This is a genomic window from Tolypothrix tenuis PCC 7101 (assembly GCF_963874875.1).
Lineage (GTDB): Bacteria > Cyanobacteriota > Cyanobacteriia > Cyanobacteriales > Nostocaceae > Aulosira > Aulosira tenue.
In genome coordinates this window covers 4,679,021-4,700,895 of record NZ_CAWNJS010000001.1, presented here as the reverse complement: position 1 = coordinate 4,700,895, position 21,875 = coordinate 4,679,021, and the positions used below count along the sequence as shown (strand labels likewise).

At 40.8% G+C, this 21,875-nt stretch carries 14 protein-coding genes; 6 read left to right on the top strand and 8 right to left on the bottom strand.

Going from position 1 to position 21,875, the window contains the following annotated elements; all coding sequences use genetic code 11:
* The 5 genes from AACU25_RS18840 to AACU25_RS18820 form a co-directional block, all read right to left on the bottom strand.
* Nucleotides 1–900 (bottom strand): fatty acid desaturase, encoded by a 900-nt coding sequence (locus AACU25_RS18840; protein WP_199347373.1) that lies wholly within the window; start codon nt 898–900, stop codon nt 1–3.
* Nucleotides 901–1,014: 114 nt separating this feature from the next.
* Nucleotides 1,015–2,781: a fatty acyl-AMP ligase gene (locus AACU25_RS18835; protein ID WP_096578187.1), complete on the bottom strand. Its 1,767-nt coding sequence runs from the start codon at nt 2,779–2,781 to the stop codon at nt 1,015–1,017.
* A complete protein-coding gene (locus tag AACU25_RS18830) occupies nt 2,778–3,515 on the bottom strand; it encodes a Coq4 family protein (protein ID WP_321206759.1) in 738 nt (245 codons plus the stop codon). The genes AACU25_RS18835 and AACU25_RS18830 overlap by 4 nt, the downstream gene beginning before the upstream one ends.
* A gap of 575 nt (nt 3,516–4,090) precedes the next feature.
* A complete protein-coding gene (locus AACU25_RS18825; protein ID WP_096578181.1) occupies nt 4,091–4,483 on the bottom strand; it encodes a response regulator in 393 nt (130 codons plus the stop codon).
* Nucleotides 4,484–4,589: 106 nt separating this feature from the next.
* Entirely contained in the window at nt 4,590–6,119 is a 1,530-nt protein-coding gene (locus tag AACU25_RS18820; protein WP_096578179.1) for an ATP-binding response regulator, read from the bottom strand.
* A gap of 207 nt (nt 6,120–6,326) precedes the next feature.
* Between AACU25_RS18820 and AACU25_RS18815 the strand changes: the two genes are divergently transcribed.
* The 3 genes from AACU25_RS18815 to AACU25_RS18805 all read left to right on the top strand — a co-directional run bounded on the left by AACU25_RS18815 (nt 6,327) and on the right by AACU25_RS18805 (nt 8,142).
* Nucleotides 6,327–6,779 (top strand): cupin domain-containing protein, encoded by a 453-nt coding sequence (locus tag AACU25_RS18815; protein ID WP_096578177.1) that lies wholly within the window; start codon nt 6,327–6,329, stop codon nt 6,777–6,779.
* 150 nt (nt 6,780–6,929) lie between these two features.
* Nucleotides 6,930–7,475, top strand: a complete 546-nt coding sequence (locus AACU25_RS18810; RefSeq protein WP_096578175.1) for a hypothetical protein — start codon at nt 6,930–6,932, stop codon at nt 7,473–7,475.
* Nucleotides 7,476–7,659: 184 nt separating this feature from the next.
* Nucleotides 7,660–8,142: a hypothetical protein gene (locus tag AACU25_RS18805; RefSeq protein ID WP_096578173.1), complete on the top strand. Its 483-nt coding sequence runs from the start codon at nt 7,660–7,662 to the stop codon at nt 8,140–8,142.
* 1,105 nt (nt 8,143–9,247) lie between these two features.
* Here the strand turns inward: AACU25_RS18805 and AACU25_RS18800 are convergent.
* Nucleotides 9,248–13,081 (bottom strand): PAS domain S-box protein, encoded by a 3,834-nt coding sequence (locus AACU25_RS18800; RefSeq protein WP_096578171.1) that lies wholly within the window; start codon nt 13,079–13,081, stop codon nt 9,248–9,250.
* A gap of 80 nt (nt 13,082–13,161) precedes the next feature.
* Between AACU25_RS18800 and AACU25_RS18795 the strand changes: the two genes are divergently transcribed.
* Nucleotides 13,162–13,302, top strand: a complete 141-nt coding sequence (locus AACU25_RS18795; RefSeq protein WP_321206760.1) for an ATP-binding protein — start codon at nt 13,162–13,164, stop codon at nt 13,300–13,302.
* Nucleotides 13,303–13,311: 9 nt separating this feature from the next.
* Nucleotides 13,312–13,680 (top strand): hypothetical protein, encoded by a 369-nt coding sequence (locus AACU25_RS18790; RefSeq protein ID WP_096578169.1) that lies wholly within the window; start codon nt 13,312–13,314, stop codon nt 13,678–13,680.
* 403 nt (nt 13,681–14,083) lie between these two features.
* Here AACU25_RS18790 and AACU25_RS18785 read toward each other — a convergent pair whose 3' ends face one another.
* Nucleotides 14,084–16,162, bottom strand: a complete 2,079-nt coding sequence (locus tag AACU25_RS18785) for an AAA-like domain-containing protein (protein WP_096578167.1) — start codon at nt 16,160–16,162, stop codon at nt 14,084–14,086.
* Nucleotides 16,163–16,764: 602 nt separating this feature from the next.
* Entirely contained in the window at nt 16,765–18,159 is a 1,395-nt protein-coding gene (locus AACU25_RS18780) for an AAA-like domain-containing protein (RefSeq protein WP_321206761.1), read from the bottom strand.
* A gap of 801 nt (nt 18,160–18,960) precedes the next feature.
* Here AACU25_RS18780 and AACU25_RS18775 point away from each other — a divergent pair.
* Complete coding sequence (locus AACU25_RS18775) at nt 18,961–21,870, top strand: two-partner secretion domain-containing protein (protein WP_096578165.1); 2,910 nt, start codon at nt 18,961–18,963, stop codon at nt 21,868–21,870.
* The last annotated feature ends 5 nt before the right edge of the window (nt 21,871–21,875 follow it).

Below are 21,875 nucleotides of genomic sequence, written 5' to 3'. Positions count from 1 at the left end.
TTATAGCGATCGCACTTTTTTTGATTGCATCATTTCCGGTGTCGGTTGATTTACATCCGACGCTAAACCTAGATATTGCAATGCCACAATTACCCAATAGCCAATATCAATTTGCCACCATTGCAAGCCAAACTTAGCCGAGTTTTGAAAAGCGTGATGGTTGTTGTGCCAAGATTCGCCAAAGGTAGGTAAAGCTAGCCACAAATTATTTGTGCTTTTATCTTTGGTATCAAAACTCCGAGTACCGAAAAGATGACAGATAGAGTTAATGCACCAAGTCGTTTGCTGTCCTAAATATAGGCGAATGACTCCACCCCACAAAAAACCATGCCAAGCACCAATCCAAGTTCTTGTAATAAGAAAAGCGACAATCGCCGGTAAAACCAGCCCCAAAATTACCCAAACAAAATACAGTTGGTTTAGTTTGTAAATTGTCTTGTCTCGCAGCAGTTCTGGCGCATAGTAAAGCGGGTTCGGATAATCGTACTCAACTTTCCACCACAGATGAGCGTGCCAAAATCCATAAAGTTGATTTCTCCAGCTTGTACCGTGTAAATGCGGTGAATGAGTGTCTCCAATTTCATCGCTATAACGATGATGGTGTCTGTGGTTGGCTACCCAAGAAAGCACAGGGCCTTCCGCACCTGTGGAACCGAGAATTACTAGTAGAATCCGGATAATTGGATGTGCTTGAAAAGCGCGGTGAGTGAAGTAGCGGTGATAGCCAACGGTAATTCCGACAGAGGTGAGAAACCACATCCCGAGAAAAACGGTGATATCAACTACACTGATGGGCTTGCCCCATAAACAGGCGATCGCAAAAATAAACCCAACAAAAGGCAGAACGTCACACAATAAAAAATGCCGCTTTTGCAACAACTTAATGTAGCTGTTGCTCATGGTTCTCGTTTTTAATAATGCGGATTCAACGCTAATACTGCTTTCCATATTCTCAACCTTGATAACTGATGCGAATCGGTGCGTTGCGCTGCGCGACAACACACCCTACTGCAGTTATGCAGATAACAGATGATTTACACTTGAAACTGGCGCTAAATTTGGCAAAATATCTAATTTTTGAGCTAAAAAATGCTCTCGGCAAGCATAGCGCTGGACTTTACCGCTAGAAGTTTTCGGGAGAGTGGCGGTTTTAATCAACGCTACAGTATGAATCTGCAACTCATGTTGTTGTAACACCGCTTCCCGAATTTTTCCTACCACTTCTGCAACGTTGAGGTGGCGTAGGTATTGGCGCTCAACTTCTTGCACAATTACTAGCCGCGCTCCATTTTCGCGTTCAATGGTAAAAGCTGCACCAGCGCCAAGTCTTAGGGATGGGTGAGCTTGAGCAACCGTTAATTCGATATCCTGGGGGTAATAATTGCGTCCCCGAATAATGATTAAATCTTTGAGACGGCCTGTAACGAAGAGTTCGCCTTGATGTAGAAAGCCTAAATCTCCTGTGCGTAAAAATGGCCCTTGTTGGCTATCTGCTAAGTATGCTTGAAAATATTCTTTTGTTGCTTGGGGATTATGCCAATATCCTTGCGCCACACTAGCACCAGATACCCAAATTTCCCCGACTTCATTGGGTGAACATGGAGTTAAAGTTTCTGGATTAACAATCACAACTTGCAGATTTGCTAAAGTTTGACCACAACTAACAATATTTTGGCTATTAAGATGATGATCACTAGGAATTACTTGATGCTGTTTTAAAGCGTTTTCCTCTACCGTTTCCACAGTTGGTAAAGCTGCTTTATCTCCCCCAGCAATGATTAACGTAGTTTCAGCCATCCCATAGCAGGGATAAAACGCTTCGCGACGGAAGCCACAAGGCGCAAATAGAGTAGCAAACTGCTCCATTGTTTCCGCGCGTACGGGTTCCGCACCATTAAAAGCCACTTCCCAACTACTCAAATCGAGAGTGGCGCGTTGTTCTGGGGTAATTTTCCGCACACATAAATCATAAGCAAAGTTAGGGCCACCACTGGTAGTTGCTTGGTAACGCGAAATCGCTTGCAACCAGTAGAAAGGCTTTTGTAAGAATATCATTGGCGACATCAGGAAGACAGGAAAACCACCGTAAAGTGGTTGTAAGATACCGCCAATCAAGCCCATGTCATGGTAAGCAGGTAACCAAATTACACCCCGACTCTCTGGAGAATGCTGAAACGATTGATAAATTAAAGAGGAATTGTGCAGTAAATTAGCGTGGCTAATCATCACACCTTTTGGTGTGGAGGTGGAGCCAGAAGTGTATTGTAAGAAGGCGAGGTTATCACTACTAACTTCGACTCGTCGCCAATCTTGTGCCCAATTTTTATCTAGATTATCGGTAGCTTGCCATTGTAGCGATCGCAAATCGGCAAACTCTTGTAACTGTGGCTGAACCAGCGCTAAAACTGCTTGAGTGGTGAGTGCAATCTTAGCTTGAGCATTCGCTGCGATCGCTTGGAGTCGCGCAATAGATTGATTCGGGCGCGGAGGATAAGCGGGAACCGCAACTGCACCTGCATACAAACAGCCAAAGAAAGCCGCAGCAAAATCTAATCCTGGTGGATAAAGTAATAAAACTCGCTCTTGATAAGCTTTTTGGCTTTGCAAATATGCTGCGATCGCTTGGGCTTTTTGATGCAATTCTCCATAGGTGAAACTGCTATCGGCGGTAATTCCATCTGCAAGGAAAGTATAAGCTGTTTGCTCTGGCTGATGACTGGCTCGATACTCCAACAGATCCACTAAAGTAGTCACACTCACATCTATTGGTGTATGTCTCATTTAACTCCTACCAATTCAGATTTAGCCGTAATTTCCTCACCACGCCACTTAATAGCAGCTTCTAGTTCTGAACCTAAATAAGGACGAATATTTAATTGGGCGCGGATTTCGTCTAAAGGCTTTTCCCATAAAGTATTCCAAGGAATACCAAACAAAGGTTGTGCTTGTTGTCCCATAATCCAGCCGCGCACAAAAGCCTCCATGTGCTGACTGCACATATCCATATCTTCAATCGCAGTTTTGAGGAAATTTTTCGCCAGTAACACCACCCAAAACCGCGCCGGATAGAACTGAGTTAAGGAAAATGTTTCTACTTGAATTTCACCAGCTTTGTCTGTATTGCTACCTGTAACTACGTGCCAAATATCATGGGTTTCCATTACATAATTGAACAAATATCTATATGTATCTGACGTATGTTCCCGTACTGGTGGTGGAGTTAAGCCGTTTTTCAGCAGATGATCGGCGTAAATATAGCCCAAGGTGTTGCTAGGTAATTGATGGAGTTGCTGTAAATCAATTTTACCGAGGGACTTTTTTTCAGCTAGGGCAATTCTTCCCCTTTCCGTGCGCGAGAGAAACTGGACAATTTGATTGAGACTCTTAGGATCAATGGCTGCATCAGATAAATTGCCACCTGCGCCAAAGGAACCGTAAGGTAGTTGGACAATTCGCATGAAGCGATAGGCGAATATCAGCTTTTTTAGCTCTTTTTTAAGATTTTGTATATGCACTTGATTTATCTCCCATGCTGCTTATGTTTTTTAAATTACAGAGCGATCGGGGAGAAGTAGGGGAGAAATGAGTAAATAGCAATTCGTAATTATGAATTCCTTTAAAAACTCTATGGCGATACCTGATATGGGTTTGAAAAAAGAACGCGACAGATGGGTAGGGGCACGGCATCCACAATCTTTTGGCATATCAAATATCTTACAGGTGCCCATAGGTGTCAACTTAAGCTAAAAGCTATATACGGCGAGTGTTGTACAAAAACCCTCGCCCTCATCCCCTCACCCCTTCTCCCTCAGGGAGAAGGGGAATTAAATCTCTTGCTCCCCTCTCCTGGTGGGAGAGGGGCTGGGGGTGAGGGCGAAACCTTGCAACCAAGCGGGTTTCACGTTAAGTTGACACCACTGACAGGTGCCGTGCCCCTACAAAGATTTTATCTGTCGCAAATATTATTTTAATTGGTATTATCTTCTAGCACCAAAAGCTTTGGGGGATGCGTTATTAACGCATCCTACTGTTTCTTGAAATTCTTACCAATGACAGCCTCAGCCAATTATCTTTAATTTCGCCGACCTATTTAACCATCTATTTCGCTATAAGCCCAGCCTAATGCTTCACTGATTTGCCCTGCTAATTTTAAGGGGCGGAAAGGCTTGGCAAAGATAGCAGCGACATCTAACCCAGTAAAGCAATCTTGATCTGATTCTTGAACTTTGGCAGTTAGTAAAATAACCGGAATTTCTTTAGTAGCAGGATTAGCCTTTAATTTTTGTAAGGTGGTACGCCCATCCATATCCGGCATCATCATATCTAAAAGGATGACATCAACTGGTGATTTAGCAGCGATATTCAATGCTTCCTGCCCACAACAAGCTGTCAACACATTCCAACCAGCACCCAATTCTAAACCCAATTTTGCGATCGCCTGTACGTCTTCTTCGTCATCAACAATCAAGATATTTCTGCTCATGGTGCCATCCTTGCATGATATGTGATGCTGACTAACTTGATAACTCTAGAGCTATTCTAAAATGCAATCGGGGAGAAATGGGGGAGATTAGAGCAGTAAGCAGATGCTAATTAGAGTCAGCTAAAGGTAAAAGTACGTAAAAGGTGCTACCTTCCCCTAAAGCGCTCTGAACCCAAATTTTACCGTTATGTTGCTGCACAATATTCCGACAAATAGCTAGTCCTAAACCTGTTCCGCCTTTGTTACGGGAGTCGGATGCATCAACCTGTTGAAAGCGTTCAAAAATGATTTGTAATTTATCTTCCGGGATTCCTCGTCCTTCATCTCGGAATGTAATCAAAAGGTAACTAGGTGCATCGGCTTGAGGCTCAATACTTTGATTTTCTGAAAGTGTGGCACCAATCCACACCGTATCCCCAGGTTCGGAAAACTTAATGGCGTTGCTGAGTAGGTTGGTGAAGGTTTGCAACAAGCGATCCGCATCTGCCCAAAGTTCCACCGCTACAGGATTAACAATTAATTTGACTTGAAGTTTATCTGCCATTGCTTGCATTGCTTCTGTGGCTGTAATCAGCAGTTCAGCAGCATTGCACTTGGCTTTACGCATAAAGATTTTGCCCGATTTCATCCGTTCTAAATCGAGAATATCGTTCACTAACCGGATGAGTCGTTCGGTGTTATTGGTAGCAATGCTCAAAACTTTTTGCCCCTGTGCGGTTAAAGTTCCCAATTGTCCTGAACCTAATAAATCTAATGCTCCCATTGTGGAAGTTAAAGGTGTCCGCAGCTCATGACTAACTAAAGAGATAAACTCATTTTCTAGGCGTTTGCGTTCGGTGATGTCATTGGCAATTAATAAAGCACAGGGTACTCCCGCCAAGTCAATCAATTCGATGGATAGAAGGATAGTTTTGAGTTCCGCAGATTTGGTAGAAAATTCAAATTCCAAATTGTACAGCGAACCACTTTCCGGTAAACGTTGAATGGTTTGGGCGATCGCTACTGTATTTTTACCTAAATCAACTTCTGTGACGGTATGCCCAATTACCTCATCTACATTGTAGCCACTCATCTTGAGGAAGCTGGGATTAACATCAAGCAAACGTGTTTCTGAAATTGTAGCGATCGCAATTGGGTTGGGACTAGAACGAAAGACTTTGGCAAACTTCTCCTCAGCTTTAGTGCGATCGCGTATTTCCTGCTGCAACTGCTGATTTTGCGCTTGGAGTTGCTTTTGCAGGTTGCGAATCGTCAAATGGTTTTCAATTCTGGCTAACACTTCTTCTAGTTGAAACGGCTTGGTGATGTAATCCACCCCACCAACTGCAAACGCCTTCACCTTATCCAGCACATCACCCAAAGCGCTGATAAAAATTACTGGAATATCACGAGTGCGATCGCTTGTCTTTAATTGTTGGCAAACCTCATAACCATTCATCTCCGGCATATTAACATCCAGCAGAATCAAGTCGGGGGGAACTGCATTCGCTCCCCGCAAACCTGTAGAACCTTTAGTCACGCTGCGAACTTTATACCCCTGTTCGGTCAGCATGGCAGATAAAAGATTCAGGTTTTCCGGTGTATCATCAATTACTAGTATGTCGGCTTTCGGAGAATTGAATAGCTGAGTGGGCATCGCAATATTAACTCTGAGCCAGAATCAGGCTCTTAATTATGAATAGAAATTTTATCGTCAATTCAATAGCTTAATAATCTTTTACAGAAAACTTCTTCATAGCTTAATTTTCTCCCCTAGTTCTCCCCGATTCATTTCTAATCTAGAAAATATCAAATCAAGTTCATAGTTAATATTTAACGAAATCAAGAGCTAGGAGTAGCTAATATGTCAAATTCACTCATGCACAAACCAACAGTTATAGCACCAGGAGAAGGGAATAAATTCTCTGTGTTAGGCGGACATTTTACCACCAAAGCAACTGGTGAAACGACTAATGGGGCTTGGACAATCTATGAATTTACAGATACAGAAAACAACGGCCCGCCTTTACACACTCATCCTTGGGAAGAAGCATTCTATATTCTAGAAGGTGAGGTAGAATTACAAGTTGGTAAACAAACCGTGACGGCAACACCAGGATATTTTGTGAATATTCCTGCCGATACTGCCCACGCTTTTAAAATTTGTTCAGCTTTTGCTAAATTTTTAGTTTTTATTGCACCTGGTAACGCCAAAACTTTTTATGAAGAAATGGGTGAAGTAGCAAATAGCTTGACACTAGACATGGAAAAGGTGCAGCCAATTTTAGATAAGTATAATCTGCGGTTTATTGCTTAAATTTGAACTTTCAAATCAATAATACTCAAGATAGTTTGCCAGTAGTTAATACAACTGCTGGCAATTTTTTTAGACAAAATCATCTTTTCTCCCCTATTTCTCCCCGATTATTTTTTATTCTCAAAACAACAATTAAAAGGTAAAAATTATATGACGAGCCAAAAATTATCTTCAATCCCAAAAACCGCACGTCTTCTCGCTGCTTTGGGTTTAACCCTCAGTACTAGCCTGTTCGTCTACCCTAGTGCTAGTCAAGCTGGTAAAAATGACGCTGCGATACCTGCTGAACTTCAAGGTGAGTGGCTTTACGGTCGAATTTCTTCTATCCAATACCAAGACCAAATTACAGGACAGTCAGCAGCACCTAATGGTTCAAGCGATCGCTTTATAGTCGCAGCTAACGGTAACTACCAGCGAAATAGATTAATTCAAATCAACACCTACAATTGCGCCTCTAACCTCTTCATCCAAGAGAAAGGAAAAATTAGCGTCAACGATCAACAGCTTACCTTCCAACCTACAGAAAGTTCATCCAAGGGACAAATTTGCAACTCTGGACGCACCTATACCGGAAAAAATACAGCCAAGCCGGAAACCTACAAATGGTCAATTGATAAAAACGAGTATGGACAAGATGTTCTCTTACTTGAGACTTCCGATGGTCAAGGTCAAGCTCATTATGGACGACCTCAGTAATACCAATTCTCCAAAATTCAGCAACAGATCCAAACTCAAAAACCCTTGCTACATATGGTTTTCTTAATTTTGAATTTTGAATTTTGAATTTTGAATTGGTATAAGTCTGTCAAAGTGATATTTTTCTCCCCTAGTTCTCCCCGATTGTGTCCTAATCTATAAAACATCGAACTCAGGTTACTTTATGATTCACCATATTTCCTTTGCTGTTAACAACCCTCACCATGTTGCTCAAGTTTTGGCAGAAATTTTAAAAGCCGAAGCTGTTCCCTTTCCTCCTCACCCAGGTAGCTATATGGTTATACCTTTTGATGAACATGGTACAGCCATCGAACTTTATCCTTCAGGTACCCAATTAGAACCAGGTGAAGGCGATAGACAATGCGAATTTGTCCAAAATGCTATTTCTCCTAAATATGTAGATATTCATGCAGCTATTTCTGTACCTGCTAGCCAAGAAGAAATTGAAAAAATTGGCGATCGCGAAGGTTGGCGCACTGTACGTTGTACCCGTGAAACCTTTTTTGATGTGATTGAATTCTGGGTAGAAAACAGACTCATGATTGAACTGCTAACACCAGAAATGGCAACTCAATACTTACAATTTACAACTCACCCAGAAACAAAAAAAATGTTTACAGCAGAACTTGCCTTAGCTAAAGTGTAAGTCATGTAGACAACATTGACTGAGTTGTTAATTGATTAAATTGTAAGCATTATAGTGAACTTAAAACTTCTCCTCTGCATAGCAAGGGGAGAAGTTTATTATTTAGAAAATATCGTAAAACCTTGATGTAAGGAACATCCACAACCTCATTTATAAAATCATACAAATTCAAAGAGTTTTTGCGACAGATAAATGTTCTGTAGGGGCACGGCATCCACAATCTTTCGATAAAATCGATATTTAATCGGTGCCGTGCCCATTGATTTAGGAAATATCGTAAAACCTGGATTTAGGGGAAATCCACAATATTTTGGGAAGAACCACATTTAATTGTTGCCGTACCCATTGATTTGAAAATATCACCAAACATTCAGTCATCTGGGCACGGCATCCATAAATTTTCGATAAACCCGATATTTGATCGGTGCCGTGCCCCTACATAAATATTACCGAACATTATTGGGATAACATTTAACCCCAAAAAACATCAATTTAATTGTTGCCGCGCCCATTGATTGTGAAATATCACCAAACATTCAGTCATCTGGGCACGGCATCCATAAACTTTCGATAAAACCGATATTTGATCGGTGCCGTGCCCCTACCATAAATAATATACTTGTTATTCATAAATATTACCGAACATTATTGGGATGACATTTAACCCCAAAAAACATCAATTTAATTGTTGCCGCGCCCATTAATTTGAAAATATCACCAAACATTCAGTCATCTGGGCACGGCATCCATAAATTTTCGATAAACCCGATATTTAATCGGTGCCGTGCCCCTACATAAACAATATACTTGTTATTCATAAATATTACCGAACATTATTGGGATGACATTTAAGCCCAAAAAACATCAATTTAATCGGTGCCGTGCCCATTGATTGTGAAATATCACCAAACATTCAGTCATCTGGGCACGGCATCCATAAATTTTCGATAAAACCGATGTTTAATCGGTGCCGTGCCCATTGATTTGAAAATATCACCAAACATTTAGTCATCTGGGCACGGCATCCATAAACTTTCGATAAAACCGATATTTAATCGATGCCGTGCCCCTACTTGTTGAATCGCTGAATCTTATGATTTTATTTTTATTCGGTCAATTCTAAAATTTCATCAAAGCCGAAACTCCGGACTAAATTTGTTAATTTATCTGCCAATTCAGCATGAGTTTGTGGTATTTGCTCAATTAATTGCAAAATGCGATCGCCATCAACGGCAATGGCTGCTTGATGAAGTTCTGCTATCCATTCGCTAGGCATAAACTTGATAGCAGAGTGCAGATCCAAAATAGGAGATTCCACATTTTCTTGCTGGTTATTTATAGCATTTTCGTGACAATCTTCTGAGCAAATGTAGCGCACTTGCAAATATTCAGCTATCTTTTCAAAGATTATATGTTCGCGGAATGGTTTGCGAACTAAGTCGTCGCAACCTGCGGCTAAAATACTTGCTTGTTGTTCCTCAAAAGCACTAGCAGTTAGGGCAATAATTACTGTGCGGTGATTTGTAGGTGTATTTTCTTCTCTGGATCTAATTTCTTTTGTTGCGTCATAGCCGTTCATAACAGGCATTCGCATATCCATAAAAATTAAGTGGGGTTGCCAACTTTCCCAAAGTGCGATCGCATCTTGTCCATTACGAGCCGCTACAATTTCAAAACCCACACTACTAAGAAGCTGCACAATTAAGTTGCAGTTTTCTTGTCGGTCATCAACTACCAGAATACGGTAAGTTGGTTGATCTGCATCTAGCTTGAGTACGCGTCCTTTATGCAACTGGGGTTTAACTGCTAATGGTTCCGCTAAAGTGACTTGAATGTCAAAGCTAAAAGTAGATCCTTGCCCCTGAGTACTATTGAGGTGAATATCGCCCCCCATTAACCGGACAAATTGTCGGCTAATAGTTAGCCCTAATCCTGTACCTTCCTTAGTTTGAATACCGCTGGATGTCTGCACAAACGGCTGAAAGAGGTTATGTATTTCTTCTGGTGCAATTCCCCGCCCAGTATCTTCTACTTCAAAGGTTAGGGGGAAGGGGGAAGGGGTAATGGGTAATGGGTAATTGGTAATGGGTAATTGGTGTTTGTTATTTCCCCTTTCTCCCTTATCCCCCTCATCTCCTTTCCCCAATCTCGCGCGCAAGGTTACCCCGCCTGTTTGAGTAAACTTAACAGCGTTACCCAAAAGGTTAATCAGAACTTGGCGCAGTTTGCCTTCATCTGTTTGGATATAACGGGGAAGATTGGCGGCGATTTCAAATTTGAGGAATAATTGCTTGGCTTGTGTCCGTACTTGGAACATTTCTTGCAGTGTTTGCAGCAACAGGTATAAATCAAAGTCTTCTGGATGAAATACCATTTGTCCAGCTTCAATTTTGGACATTTCCAGTACGTCATTAATCAAATTCAGTAAGTGTTCTCCACTACGGTTGATAGTAGCTAAAGATTCCCGTTGCTTTGAGTTGAGACTAGTATCTCGCTCCATCAACTGCGAATAACCTAAAATGGCATTGAGAGGAGTACGCAATTCATGACTCATGTTAGCTAAGAAAGCACTTTTGGCACGGTTGGCGGTTTCTGCTGCTTCTTTAGCAACTCTCAAAGCCTCTTCGGCTTCTTTGCGTTCTGTGATGTCACGCCCGACACCAGCGATCGCAATTTCACCATTGGGGGTGTGAATAGTGGAAGTATTAAAACTAAACCAGCGCCAGCTATTGTTTTTGTGTCTTAATCGCACCTCAATACCTGTCTGCTTTTCTCCGGCTATGGCTTTTTGCATACCTACGGCGCTAATTGCTAAATCTTCCGGGTAGGTAAATTCGACTACAGAATGTCCCTCGATTTCCGGCAGGCTGTAACCCATAATAGGAGTCACATTTGGCGAATGGTAAGTAAAAATTCCCTCAGGAGAGATGGTAAAAATTAAGTCATTGGCATTCTCTACAATAGTGCGGAACTTTAACTCACTTGCTTGCAAAGCAGCTTGGATGCGTTTGCGTTCTGTAGCATCGGTTCCCACTGAGAGAATCTCAATTAAATTTCCTTGCTCATCTAATATCGGTTTATTTGCCCAAACAATCCAGACGCGATCGCCATTTTTGCACAAGTTCTCATTTTCGTTGAACAGATAATTTTCTGGGTGCTGGCAAATATCAACCATTAACCACTGTAAATCGCGCCCAGAGGTTTCAGTTTCCGGCACAATTGTACCGACAACATTCCGTCCTGTAATTTCGTTTAAATCAAAGCCAAACAGCTTTTGACCATAATCATTTAAATATATGACATTACCATGAGCATCCCAACGTAAAATAATACAATTGGCTGTTTGCACTAAATCGCGATACTGAACTTCGCTTTGACGTAAAGCTTTCTCAGTGCGTTTGCGATCGCTAATATCGCGTACAATTGCTAAGACGTGCCGCTTGCCATTGTAAATGCAAGTCGTGCCTTTTACTTCCACATTAATTAAGCTGCCATCTTTGCAAACATCAACGGCTTGTCCATAAAATTGTCCTCCAGCTTTTGTAGTTTCAATAAACTCATGAAATACCGGATGGGAGTCTGGGTGAATGTAGGTTGATGGATGCAGAGTAATAAATTCTTCGTAAGTATAACCATGCATCTGGCAAGCCGCTGGGTTAACTTCTGCAATTGTTTCTGTCTCTATTTCTGTAATAAATAATCCATCATTAATTGCTTCAAAAACACTCCGATATTGCAACTCACTTTGTCGCAGTGCTACTTCCGCCTTATGGCGTTCTGTGACATCGCGGAAACTCCAAACTCTACCAATAATTTGCTCTTTGATCAGTTGCGGACAAGAGTATCTCTCAAATACTCTGCCATCACGCAATTCTAATAAATCGTATGTATCTAATTCTGGATGGGCATATAATTCTCGGACTCGCTGTAAAAATCCCTCTGGATCTAGAAGTTGATTTGCTAAATAAGCCAGTCGGTTATGATGATTTGGTTCTGTCAAAACTTCTGGAGGAATTGACCACATTTCTAGGAACTTTTGATTATAACTAGTGATATCTCCTAAACTATTTACTGTTAAAATGCCATCTTGAATCGATTCTAAAATAGCGCTTAATAAAGATAGAGAATTTTCTAAAGCTGCCTGAGTTTGTTGGCGTTCGCTCATATCACGCCCTAAAACTACCAGTGCCTTACGTCTACCATCCTGATGAAATACAGGCACTTTAATCATATCTAAAATGCTGACTGTACCATCAGGACGATTAACAATCTCTTCTACTCGATGCACAGATCCTAATTGCCAAGCTTGCTCATCTGTTTGATAGCAATTGGTTAGGGTATCATGATAAAAATTACTAAACTGTGCTAATTCTGCGTCAGTTTTACCTTGATAATTAACACCTGGGAGTTCTAAAAATTCTAGATTAGCTTGGTTAGAAAGTAACCATCTACCCTTACCATCTTTTAAACAAATAATATCGGGTGTGGCGTTAATTAATGTTTGTAATTGCTCCTCAATTGCTTGCAGCGATTCTTGAGTTTGTTGAGCCTTGGTAATATCTCTAATTACCAGTACAGCAAATTTTTCATCACGCAATATTGTGCAGTTACCAGAAATTTCTAAAATTAAGGTACGATCATTTTGTGTTAACTGATAAATTGTGGTGGCGTATTCTCCATTTAATATCCGCACATCTGGATATAATTGTGCTGCAACTGCTTTTCCTGCTTGTGTTAAAGGTAGTAACTCAGTTAACCGCAAACCGCAGACAGCACCATCAAATTGGTTAACCAAACACTGAAACTGAGCATTGCACCATTGAATACTTCGGTCTTCCCCTACCCAGACGACAGCATCAGCGATCGCATTTAGCGTTACTTCCATCTTGGTGAGGGTAGCTTGTAATTGCTGTACCTGCTTTAGCTGTTTAGCACTCATCAGCGATTCCTTATTACCCCTGGATAGATTCAAGACCAGCCGGGTATAGAGATTGTATCAGTCCAAAGGAGATTAGGGAGATGCAGGGAACAAGAAGAAATCTCTATGTGCGGCAAGCGATCGCACGTCAACTTGTAGAACTACACGGCGTTACAATTGAAGCGGCAAGTGCAGGCATTGGGCGGGGTGCAACGTTTACCATCAAGCTGCCATTAATTTGACAAGGCTATATGGCAGAAGATATCGAGGCTTTGGTAAGTGTTGTCCTTGTTAAAGAAAGTGTTCACCTTGTTAAAGAAAGTGTTCGCCTTCTTAAACAAAGTGTTTGGTTTGTTAAAGAAAGTGTTCACCTTCTCAAAGAAAGTGTTCACCTTCTTAAAGAAAGTGTTCACCTTCTCAAAGAAAGTGTTCACCTTCTTAAAGAAAGTGTTTGGTTTGTTAAACAAAGTGTTCGCCTTCTTAAAGAAAATGCTTACCTTGTTAAACAAAGTGTTCGCCTTCTTAGGTATTTCCAAGAAATAAATTATTCCATCTTGTGGGGCGGGCATCTTGCCCGCCACATAAACTGGGCGGACAAGATGTCATACGTGTCAACTTAAGCTAAAAGCTATATAGGACGGGCGTTGTACAAATACCTCGCGCCCTCATCCCCTAACCCCTTCTCCCTCAGGGAGAAGGGGAATTGAATCTCTTGCTCCCCTCTCCTGGTGGGCTACGGTGTACACACAAATTAATTTTATTTTGAGATCCGGGTTTTACCCCCCTTAATCCCCCCTTGTCAAGGGGGGAAACAAGAAAATCAAGTTCCCTCACGCCACTTGCTACAACGGGGGGAACCCCCGCAACGCAGTGGCTCCCCTTTGCAAGGGGAGGGTTAGGGTGGGGTAATTCTAGGACTGGTAGTGATTCGATAACTTGTGTGTACACCTTAGCCTGGTGGGAGAGGGACACAGGGTGAGAGCGAAACCTTGCACAAGAGCGGGTTTCACGTTAAGTTGACACCTATGGGCATGAAAATGTTTTTAGAAGTTTACCATCTTGCTGCCACAACCTGACTGTTCTGTCCCAACCCGCAGAAACGAGAAACTGACCATCAGGACTAAAAGCGACTCCCCAAACGGAAGCAGTATGACCTTTAAATGTTTGAGAAATCTGCCACTGGTTGTCTGTACCTTGCCGTTTCCACAGTTTAATCGTACCATCCTCACCGGCTGAAGCTAACATCTGACCATTAGGACTAAATTTGACAGATCTAATTGCGCCTAGATGACCTTTGAGAGTTACCACGGCTGTACCATCGCGCCGCCATAATCTAATTGTTTTATCTATACTGGCGGAAGCAATCAAAGAACTATCAGGACTAATATCTACTGACATCACAGCCGCTTGATGGCCAGCAAAGCGATTATATTCATCTGCGCCATAAACTGCTTGCTCTAATACATCATTTACCTGATGCTCAATGTCGGCGTTGGGTTTTTCTAGTTTTTTTAGTCTCTGTTGAGCTTTAATTGCTGCTACAAGCACATCTAATCTGCGATTCGAGGCAAACATACCTTCGGAAGCCGATACAAGCGCGCAAATTTCGCTGTTTTTGGCTTCAGTTTCGCTGGTTTTGGCTTGGCGGTATAAAATATAAATTCCGATAGCTACACTAGTAGAAACTAGGAATTTAATACACATTCCTATTAGTAGCCATCTTTGTAATTTAGTACTTTTTTTCTCTTGTGCTAGTCGTTTTTCTACTTCTTGGGCTCTGGCGGCTTCTAATGTTGTTTGAATTTCGCGCTGTTCGTATTCTTGACTTGCAGCAAAAAATTTATAATCTAAATCGCTCAAACTTTTACCTATTGACCAGTTTTGAGCATCTTTTAAAGCTTTTCCCCGCAATAAGCGTGACTCGTCTTGATAATTGGATGCGATCCAAGCATTAAAAATTTGCGAGTAAGGACGCAGGTTATTTAATTGTCTTTCTACCCATTCCGCATTAAATACATGGCGATAAATAGGATTTTTAATTTTGAGGTAACCATTGTGTTTTTCCACTAAGCCTGATAACAATAGTTCTTTTTGTTCTCGACTATCATCAATCGCTACCGGAGGATTACCAGCCTCAGCTTCTAAAATTTGCTGATAAATCCCTAATAACCTACCAGCACGCTGTTCGTTATGCAAAAGGCGATCGCGTATTGTTCGTAGGTGTTCTGGATCGTCTTTGGCTTTCCACTGTTGGATGATCTGCTTTTTTACTAGTTGCTCAATCCAATACCCTTCTGTAGCTGGTGGTAACTCAATTTTGTTGTGTGGTGTTTCCTTTGCTATCTGCACAACTAACTGACAAAGTTTTTGTGTTAAAAAAGGTTGTCCAGCCGTCCAGTCAATAATTTTTTGTAATATTATTTGGGGCTGGCAAACAACTTTGTCTAATCCTTTAAGTAATGGGCTTGCTTCTTCTATTTTAAAACCATATAACTCAATTGCTTTACCAATGTTAAAAGGTGTGCGGCGTTTGTCAGCAATCAAATCAGATGGAGTTGCTACCCCAAACACAGCAAATGCTAGGCGTTGAAATTTTGCATCCTGGGCGCGTTGGTTATAACAATGACGAATCCAAGCAAAAAAGTCACTAACTGGAAAGCTCAAACTTAATAAACTATCAATCTCATCAATAAAAATAAATATCCGCTGACTTGCTTGCGGTGAAAGTAAAATCTCTTCAACAAATTGATTTAACTTCTGCACAGGTGAAAGACCTGCTTGCTTTTCCCACCATTGTTTAAAATTGATTTGATCAGCTAAATTTAAACCATAAAAAAGACAAATAATAATTCCTTTGTACCATTGTTCTGTTGTGGTATCTTCGCTACCCAAACGTGTGACATCTATATAAACGCAGCTATCACCTTCTTGTATCAGACGGTCTTTTGTGCGATGCAGCAGCGATGATTTACCCATTTGGCGGGAATTAAAGATATAACAAAAATCACCAGCTTTTAAGCTGTTATAAAGCTGTTCGTCTGCCTGCCGAATAACGTAGCTGGGATCATCACTCGGCAAACTACCGCCAACTTGGTATTTCATATCATATACATATTTTATATTACATATAAATTTTTCATGTCAGATATGCGATGTCACATAGAGAGATTAACACAACTTTTGGTGATTTGTAGAGAATTTTTCGCCTGTTTGCTATCCACTAGTCAAGAATTGACTATTACACATTATTGATTTATTGTCAGTTGCAGTAGCTACTATGTAACTTTACGATTTTCCAATTTGATATCTTAACTGTCTTAAATTTCTGCTAGATTTTCAGCTTAAATAGCTTAACTGTCCTTGTGTTTTGGCAGCGAAACTCAGATAATATTTACATAGGTTGCTCAAAAAATATTCACTAAATTTTAGCCATTTAAATATACTGAGTATATGGCAAAATATGGAGATATAAACTCCTAAAAAAAATAGAGTTCAGGTAGGATGCGTTAGCGATAGCGTAACGCATCTATTCTAAAGCCTTTCTTACTGTATCTGGGTTTCCGGCTTTGAATGTGTTGCTAGATTTTAGAGAATTGGTATAAGAGTTCCCAATGCCCTATGCCCTATGCCCCAAGTCGGCGGGCGGCTATCCCTCTCCACCCACAAGGGGATAGAGTTTACCGCCGACTTCCAATGAAATTTATTTACGCAGTTGTCGCTAACTGCTTGGCAAAATAATTGCGGTAGAGTTCACAACGCGGTACAATGCGATCGCCTTCAAAGTCAATTAATCCTAAACTTTCGAGTTTGTAGGCACATACAGGGTCAAGAATCATACCTTGCTTGGCTGTAACTAACTCAGCATACATCTGAATCAAACCAGGATTGGCTTGCAGATTTACCCAATGTTGCCATAAATGATAACGGTAAATCCCACCATTGGCGATCGCTTCAGCTATTAACTCTTTTAAAGTCATACTTCCAGAAACAAGATTAAACAAAGCTAGTTGTAGCAGTCCTGGATGACCTCCTACCAAAGACATCAACTGCTTGAGTTCTTTGCTGGTCAATTCTATACCGTATCGCCTCACTAATTCTTCTACCTGCTGCACAGTAAATTCCCTCAAACGAATTGGTAGTCCAATATTGAAGGGAGAATGGTTAATATCTAAAGAAATATACTGTTCTGTCGAGTAAACTACCACTAATCTTAATTTTCGCCAATGGTTATTTTGTCTGGCTTCATCGCACCAAGAACGCAATAAAGCAAAAAACTCCCGACCTAGTTGAGGATACTCAAAAAAGCGGTCAACCTCACTCAACACCAAAACTATGGGGTTTTCACTCTGTTTTAATAAGAAATTTTGTATATATAAACTACAACTTAATTTACAACCAATCTCATCATCCCATTTGTCATCAAGGTTGGTATCTGCGCCTAATTGTGTAGCGATTTGCAGACACAAACAACGCAACAACCTATTTAAGTCAGTTAAACATCGCTCATCCAGTTGCTCACAATTGATATTAAGCGTATGGTATCCTTGCTTTTGAGCAAAGGCGCAAAGACGCATTACCAAAGAGGTTTTCCCCATCTGTCTAGGCGAACGAATCCGAATTACACAACCACTTTGAGTAACTTCTCGATATACTTGTTCTTCTATCGGTGGGCGTTCAATATATAAAGGAGAATCTAGCGGTACTGGTCTATCTGGATAGGGCCAATAATATTGTTCTTTTATCTGAGAACTCTCTAATAAAAGTTCTGATATTTCTGCTTGATTTTCCTCCTCATCTTGTACAAAGCTATAATATTCATCTTGGAGTTCTAAGTCAAAGGCATTAAAACATAATTTTAAAGTTTTTTGATCTACACCTTTACTTAAAGACCACAAACGGCTAATAGTTTTAGGGGAAATATTGGTACGTTGTGATAGTTTCTCTAGAGTAAAGCGATCTCCTTGATTTTCTACTATCTCGCTAGAAATAATTGCTTCTTGTAATTGCTTGAGTCCCTTGGGAGTTAATACTACTCCTCTTTTTCTCTTTATTCTATTTTGTTTCAATTCCATAGGTTGTGTACCAGAAGTTTTTGCCAAATACAAAATTTACTTGCTAAAGTAGCAATTAAGCCAAATTTTGCGAGCATTCAAGGAACACCAGTTGATTATAATTCAATATAAATGCTAGTTTTTTGGTATTTCTAACGCTTACACTAGCCAAAATTATCAGCAAAAAATACTGTATAACCATTGACTATACTTGGCCGTAATTAATGAGACTGATTACAAACATCATAATATACGCTTACTAACACTTAAAATAAGTTTTCAGTGATTCAATTTTGGATATTTTATAGGTCTTGATTCAGGCAAATCCACATCAAAATCTAGCTGTGTCTCTATCCAAAATCAGAATTTAGAGTAGAACTAATATAAAAAAATTAAACCAATAAAATTTAATTATATATCCTAGGGTAGATGTCATATATTTAAACTTACACTCAGCTATAATTTTTTAATAAAAAAACAATTATCTTGGTAATTTATTTTCATTTTATAAATCTCAATACAGCATTTCAACTAAAAACGAAATGTAAGTGAGATGTCATTAAATCTAAATATTAATACAATACCATTGCCAAAATAAGAGTATGAAGAGGTAGGGCGTTTCGTAGTAGATTTATTGTCTCTCACAACGATAAATCAAACACTACAAGCAGCCCATGCCTGATATATGGTCACTGCTACAGATAAAATTTACAGATTTTTTATGATTATTTCTTACAGCAAAAAGCATTAGTAGGAGATAAATTCTTTAACGAATTTTTTTCAGGAGAAGTCTCAAAAATATTGAAGGTAATCAGTTTTTTTATATTGAGTGCTGCGCTCAGTGCCAGTATGTTGCAGATACTAGCTTTTGCTAGAGATCAAGTAGTAGCTCAAACTCCTTCCCCAATTATCCCCGATCGCACTCTGGGAAATGAAAATTCTGTGGTTAAGCCAGTAAATCCCCAAGTTGACGAGATTGATGGTGGAGCAATTCGCGGCGCTAACCTCTTTCACAGTTTTTTGGAATTCAATATTGGTGAAGGACGAACAGCCTATTTTCGCAATCCGGCGGGAATTGAGAATATCATTAGCCGAGTTACAGGCGAAAATCCTTCACGCTTTTTGGGAACTTTGGGTGTCTTAGGAAATGCCAATTTATTTTTGATCAATCCTAAGGGTATCATTTTTGGCGCTAATGCCCAACTTGATATGCGGGGTTCCTTTGTTGGTAGTACTGCAAGTAGCCTCACTTTTGGTAATGGTGCATTTAGCGCAACTAATCCCCAAGCGCCGCCATTACTGGCGATTAAAGTGCCTTTGGGGTTGGAATTTGAGGGAATTCCCGGAGCTATCACTGTCAAGGATGCACGCCTAGTAATGTTGCCAGGTAAAAATTTAGCCTTAGTAGGTGGTAACCTCACATTAGATGGCGGAACCATACTTGCGCCTGGGGGCCGAGTTGAGTTAGGCGGCTTGACAGGAGCAGGGACAGTAGAATTGAATCAAAATGGCAGCTTGAGTTTTCCTACTGATGTAGTCCGTGCCCATGTTTCCCTGACAAATGCTTCCCAAGTTAATGTTCGTGCTAACGGCGGTGGTAGCATTACTATCAATGCTCAGACTTTGCAAATCGACAAAGTCAGTACCCTCAGAGCCGGTATTGCTTCTGGTCAAGGTACCGTTAACAGTCAAGCTGGAGATATTGAAATTAATGCTACAGGTGCAGTTAGCCTCATTGGTACAGGTAGCTTTATTTCTAATGCTGTGCGAGATAACGCCAGAGGCAAAGGTGGTAACGTCAATCTTACCGCAGCTTCACTCGCTGTCACTGAAGGTTTTCAAATTTTTGCTGGCACCTATGGGCAAGGGGATGTTGGTAATGTGAATATTAATGTTGCCGATACTATCTTGTTTGATGGTGTGGGCACTAATGGCATTAACACTGGCGCATACAATTCAGTCACAGAAAGCGGCATAGGTCGTGGAGGTAATCTCAACATCATAGCCAATTCCCTGAATTTGACCAATGGGGCGATTTTGGAAGCTAGTACCGTGGGACGGGGTGATGCTGGAAACGTGAATATTTTTGTCCGTGATACCGCTTCCTTTGATGGTGAGACTGCTGATTTTAATCAAATATTAACTTCAACATTTAGTAGTGGTATATACAGCCGTGTTGATCGTTTTGCCGTGGGCAATGCTGGTAATGTGAATGTTACAGCCAGAACAGTCAAACTAAATCATGGTGCAGTACTCACTACCAGTACTGCAGGGCTGGGGAACGCGGGTAATGTGATAATTAATGCTGATCATATTTTATTCAACGGTGAAGGTCGCTTTAACGATAGACCAGGATTTAAATTTTTTCAGTCGAGTGGTGCTTTCAGCAGTGTGAAAAATAAAGGTGAGGGAAATGGTGGGAATGTAATTGTTAACACCAATTCCTTATCCTTAACTAATGGTGCTGTGGTAGTAACCAGCACCCGTGGAACTGGTGATGCGGGGGATATTTTAGTTAATGGCGCTGATAGCGTTACTATTGCTGGGTTTGCTGGCGATGGCTATTCTAGTGGACTTTACAGCAACACCGAACCACTGGGTATTGGTAAAGGCGGAGAAATCACAGTGAATACAGCTCATCTGCGGGTGCAGGATGGAGGAGTAATTAATGCCTTAACTGCCAATGCAGGTAACGGCGGTAGTATTGTGATTAATGCTCAAACCTTAGCAGCCACTAATGGGGGACAAATTGTTACTGCTACTCGCAGCAGTGGCAATGCTGGGAATATTACACTTAACATTGCAGACAGTATAAACCTGACTGGTAGTGATGCGAGTTATAGCGATCGCGTTTTGGGTATCACTACAATTGGTCTGGATACTCTGACTAATCAAGGTGCGGCTAGTGGGGTATTAGCTAGTACTGATACTAATTCCACTGGTAATGGGGGTAATATATTCCTCCGCACTCAGCAGTTAATTATTCAAAATCAAGCTCCAATTACAGTCAGCAGTCAAGGTTCGGGAGTGGCTGGAAATATAGAAATTGCTGCTAAATCCATTTTATTAGACAACCAAGGAGCAATTACAGCCGAAACTACATCCACTAATGGCGGAAATATTACTCTAAAAGTCCAGGACTTATTACTGTTGCGTCACAACAGTTTAATATCTACAACTGCTGGGACTGGGCAAGCTCCAGGCAATGGCGGTAATATCAAAATTAATGCAGAAAATGGCTTTATTGTGGGCGTATCCCCAGAAAATAGCGATATTATTGCTAATGCTTTCGAGGGTAAGGGTGGGTTTATTGATATTACATCTTTTGGGCTATTTGGCTTAGAGCGCCGCGAACAACTCACTCCAGTCAGTGACATTACTGCTTTTTCACAACAGAATTCCCAATTGAATGGCGTAATTGAAATTAACACCTCTGGTATTGACCCTAATCGGGGATTAGCCAATTTACCAGAAGAACCCCGCAGTGTAGAAATTGCTGAAGGTTGTCAAGCTAGTGGTGAACAAACAGCGCGGGTGCAATTTTTTGAAACTGGACGTGGCGGTTCACCCCCAAAACCAGATGAACCACTGAATGTGGATATTTTTATAGCTGATTGGATTGATGATGGTGTCGCTATAGAAAATAATTCTCAGCCCAAAAAATTACTAGATTTAGTAAATCTAGAGCAGAAAATTCAAGTAGCCACAAATATAATTCCTACATCTAATTTCAGGCGTTCAGCTTGCCAGAAAAATTAAACATC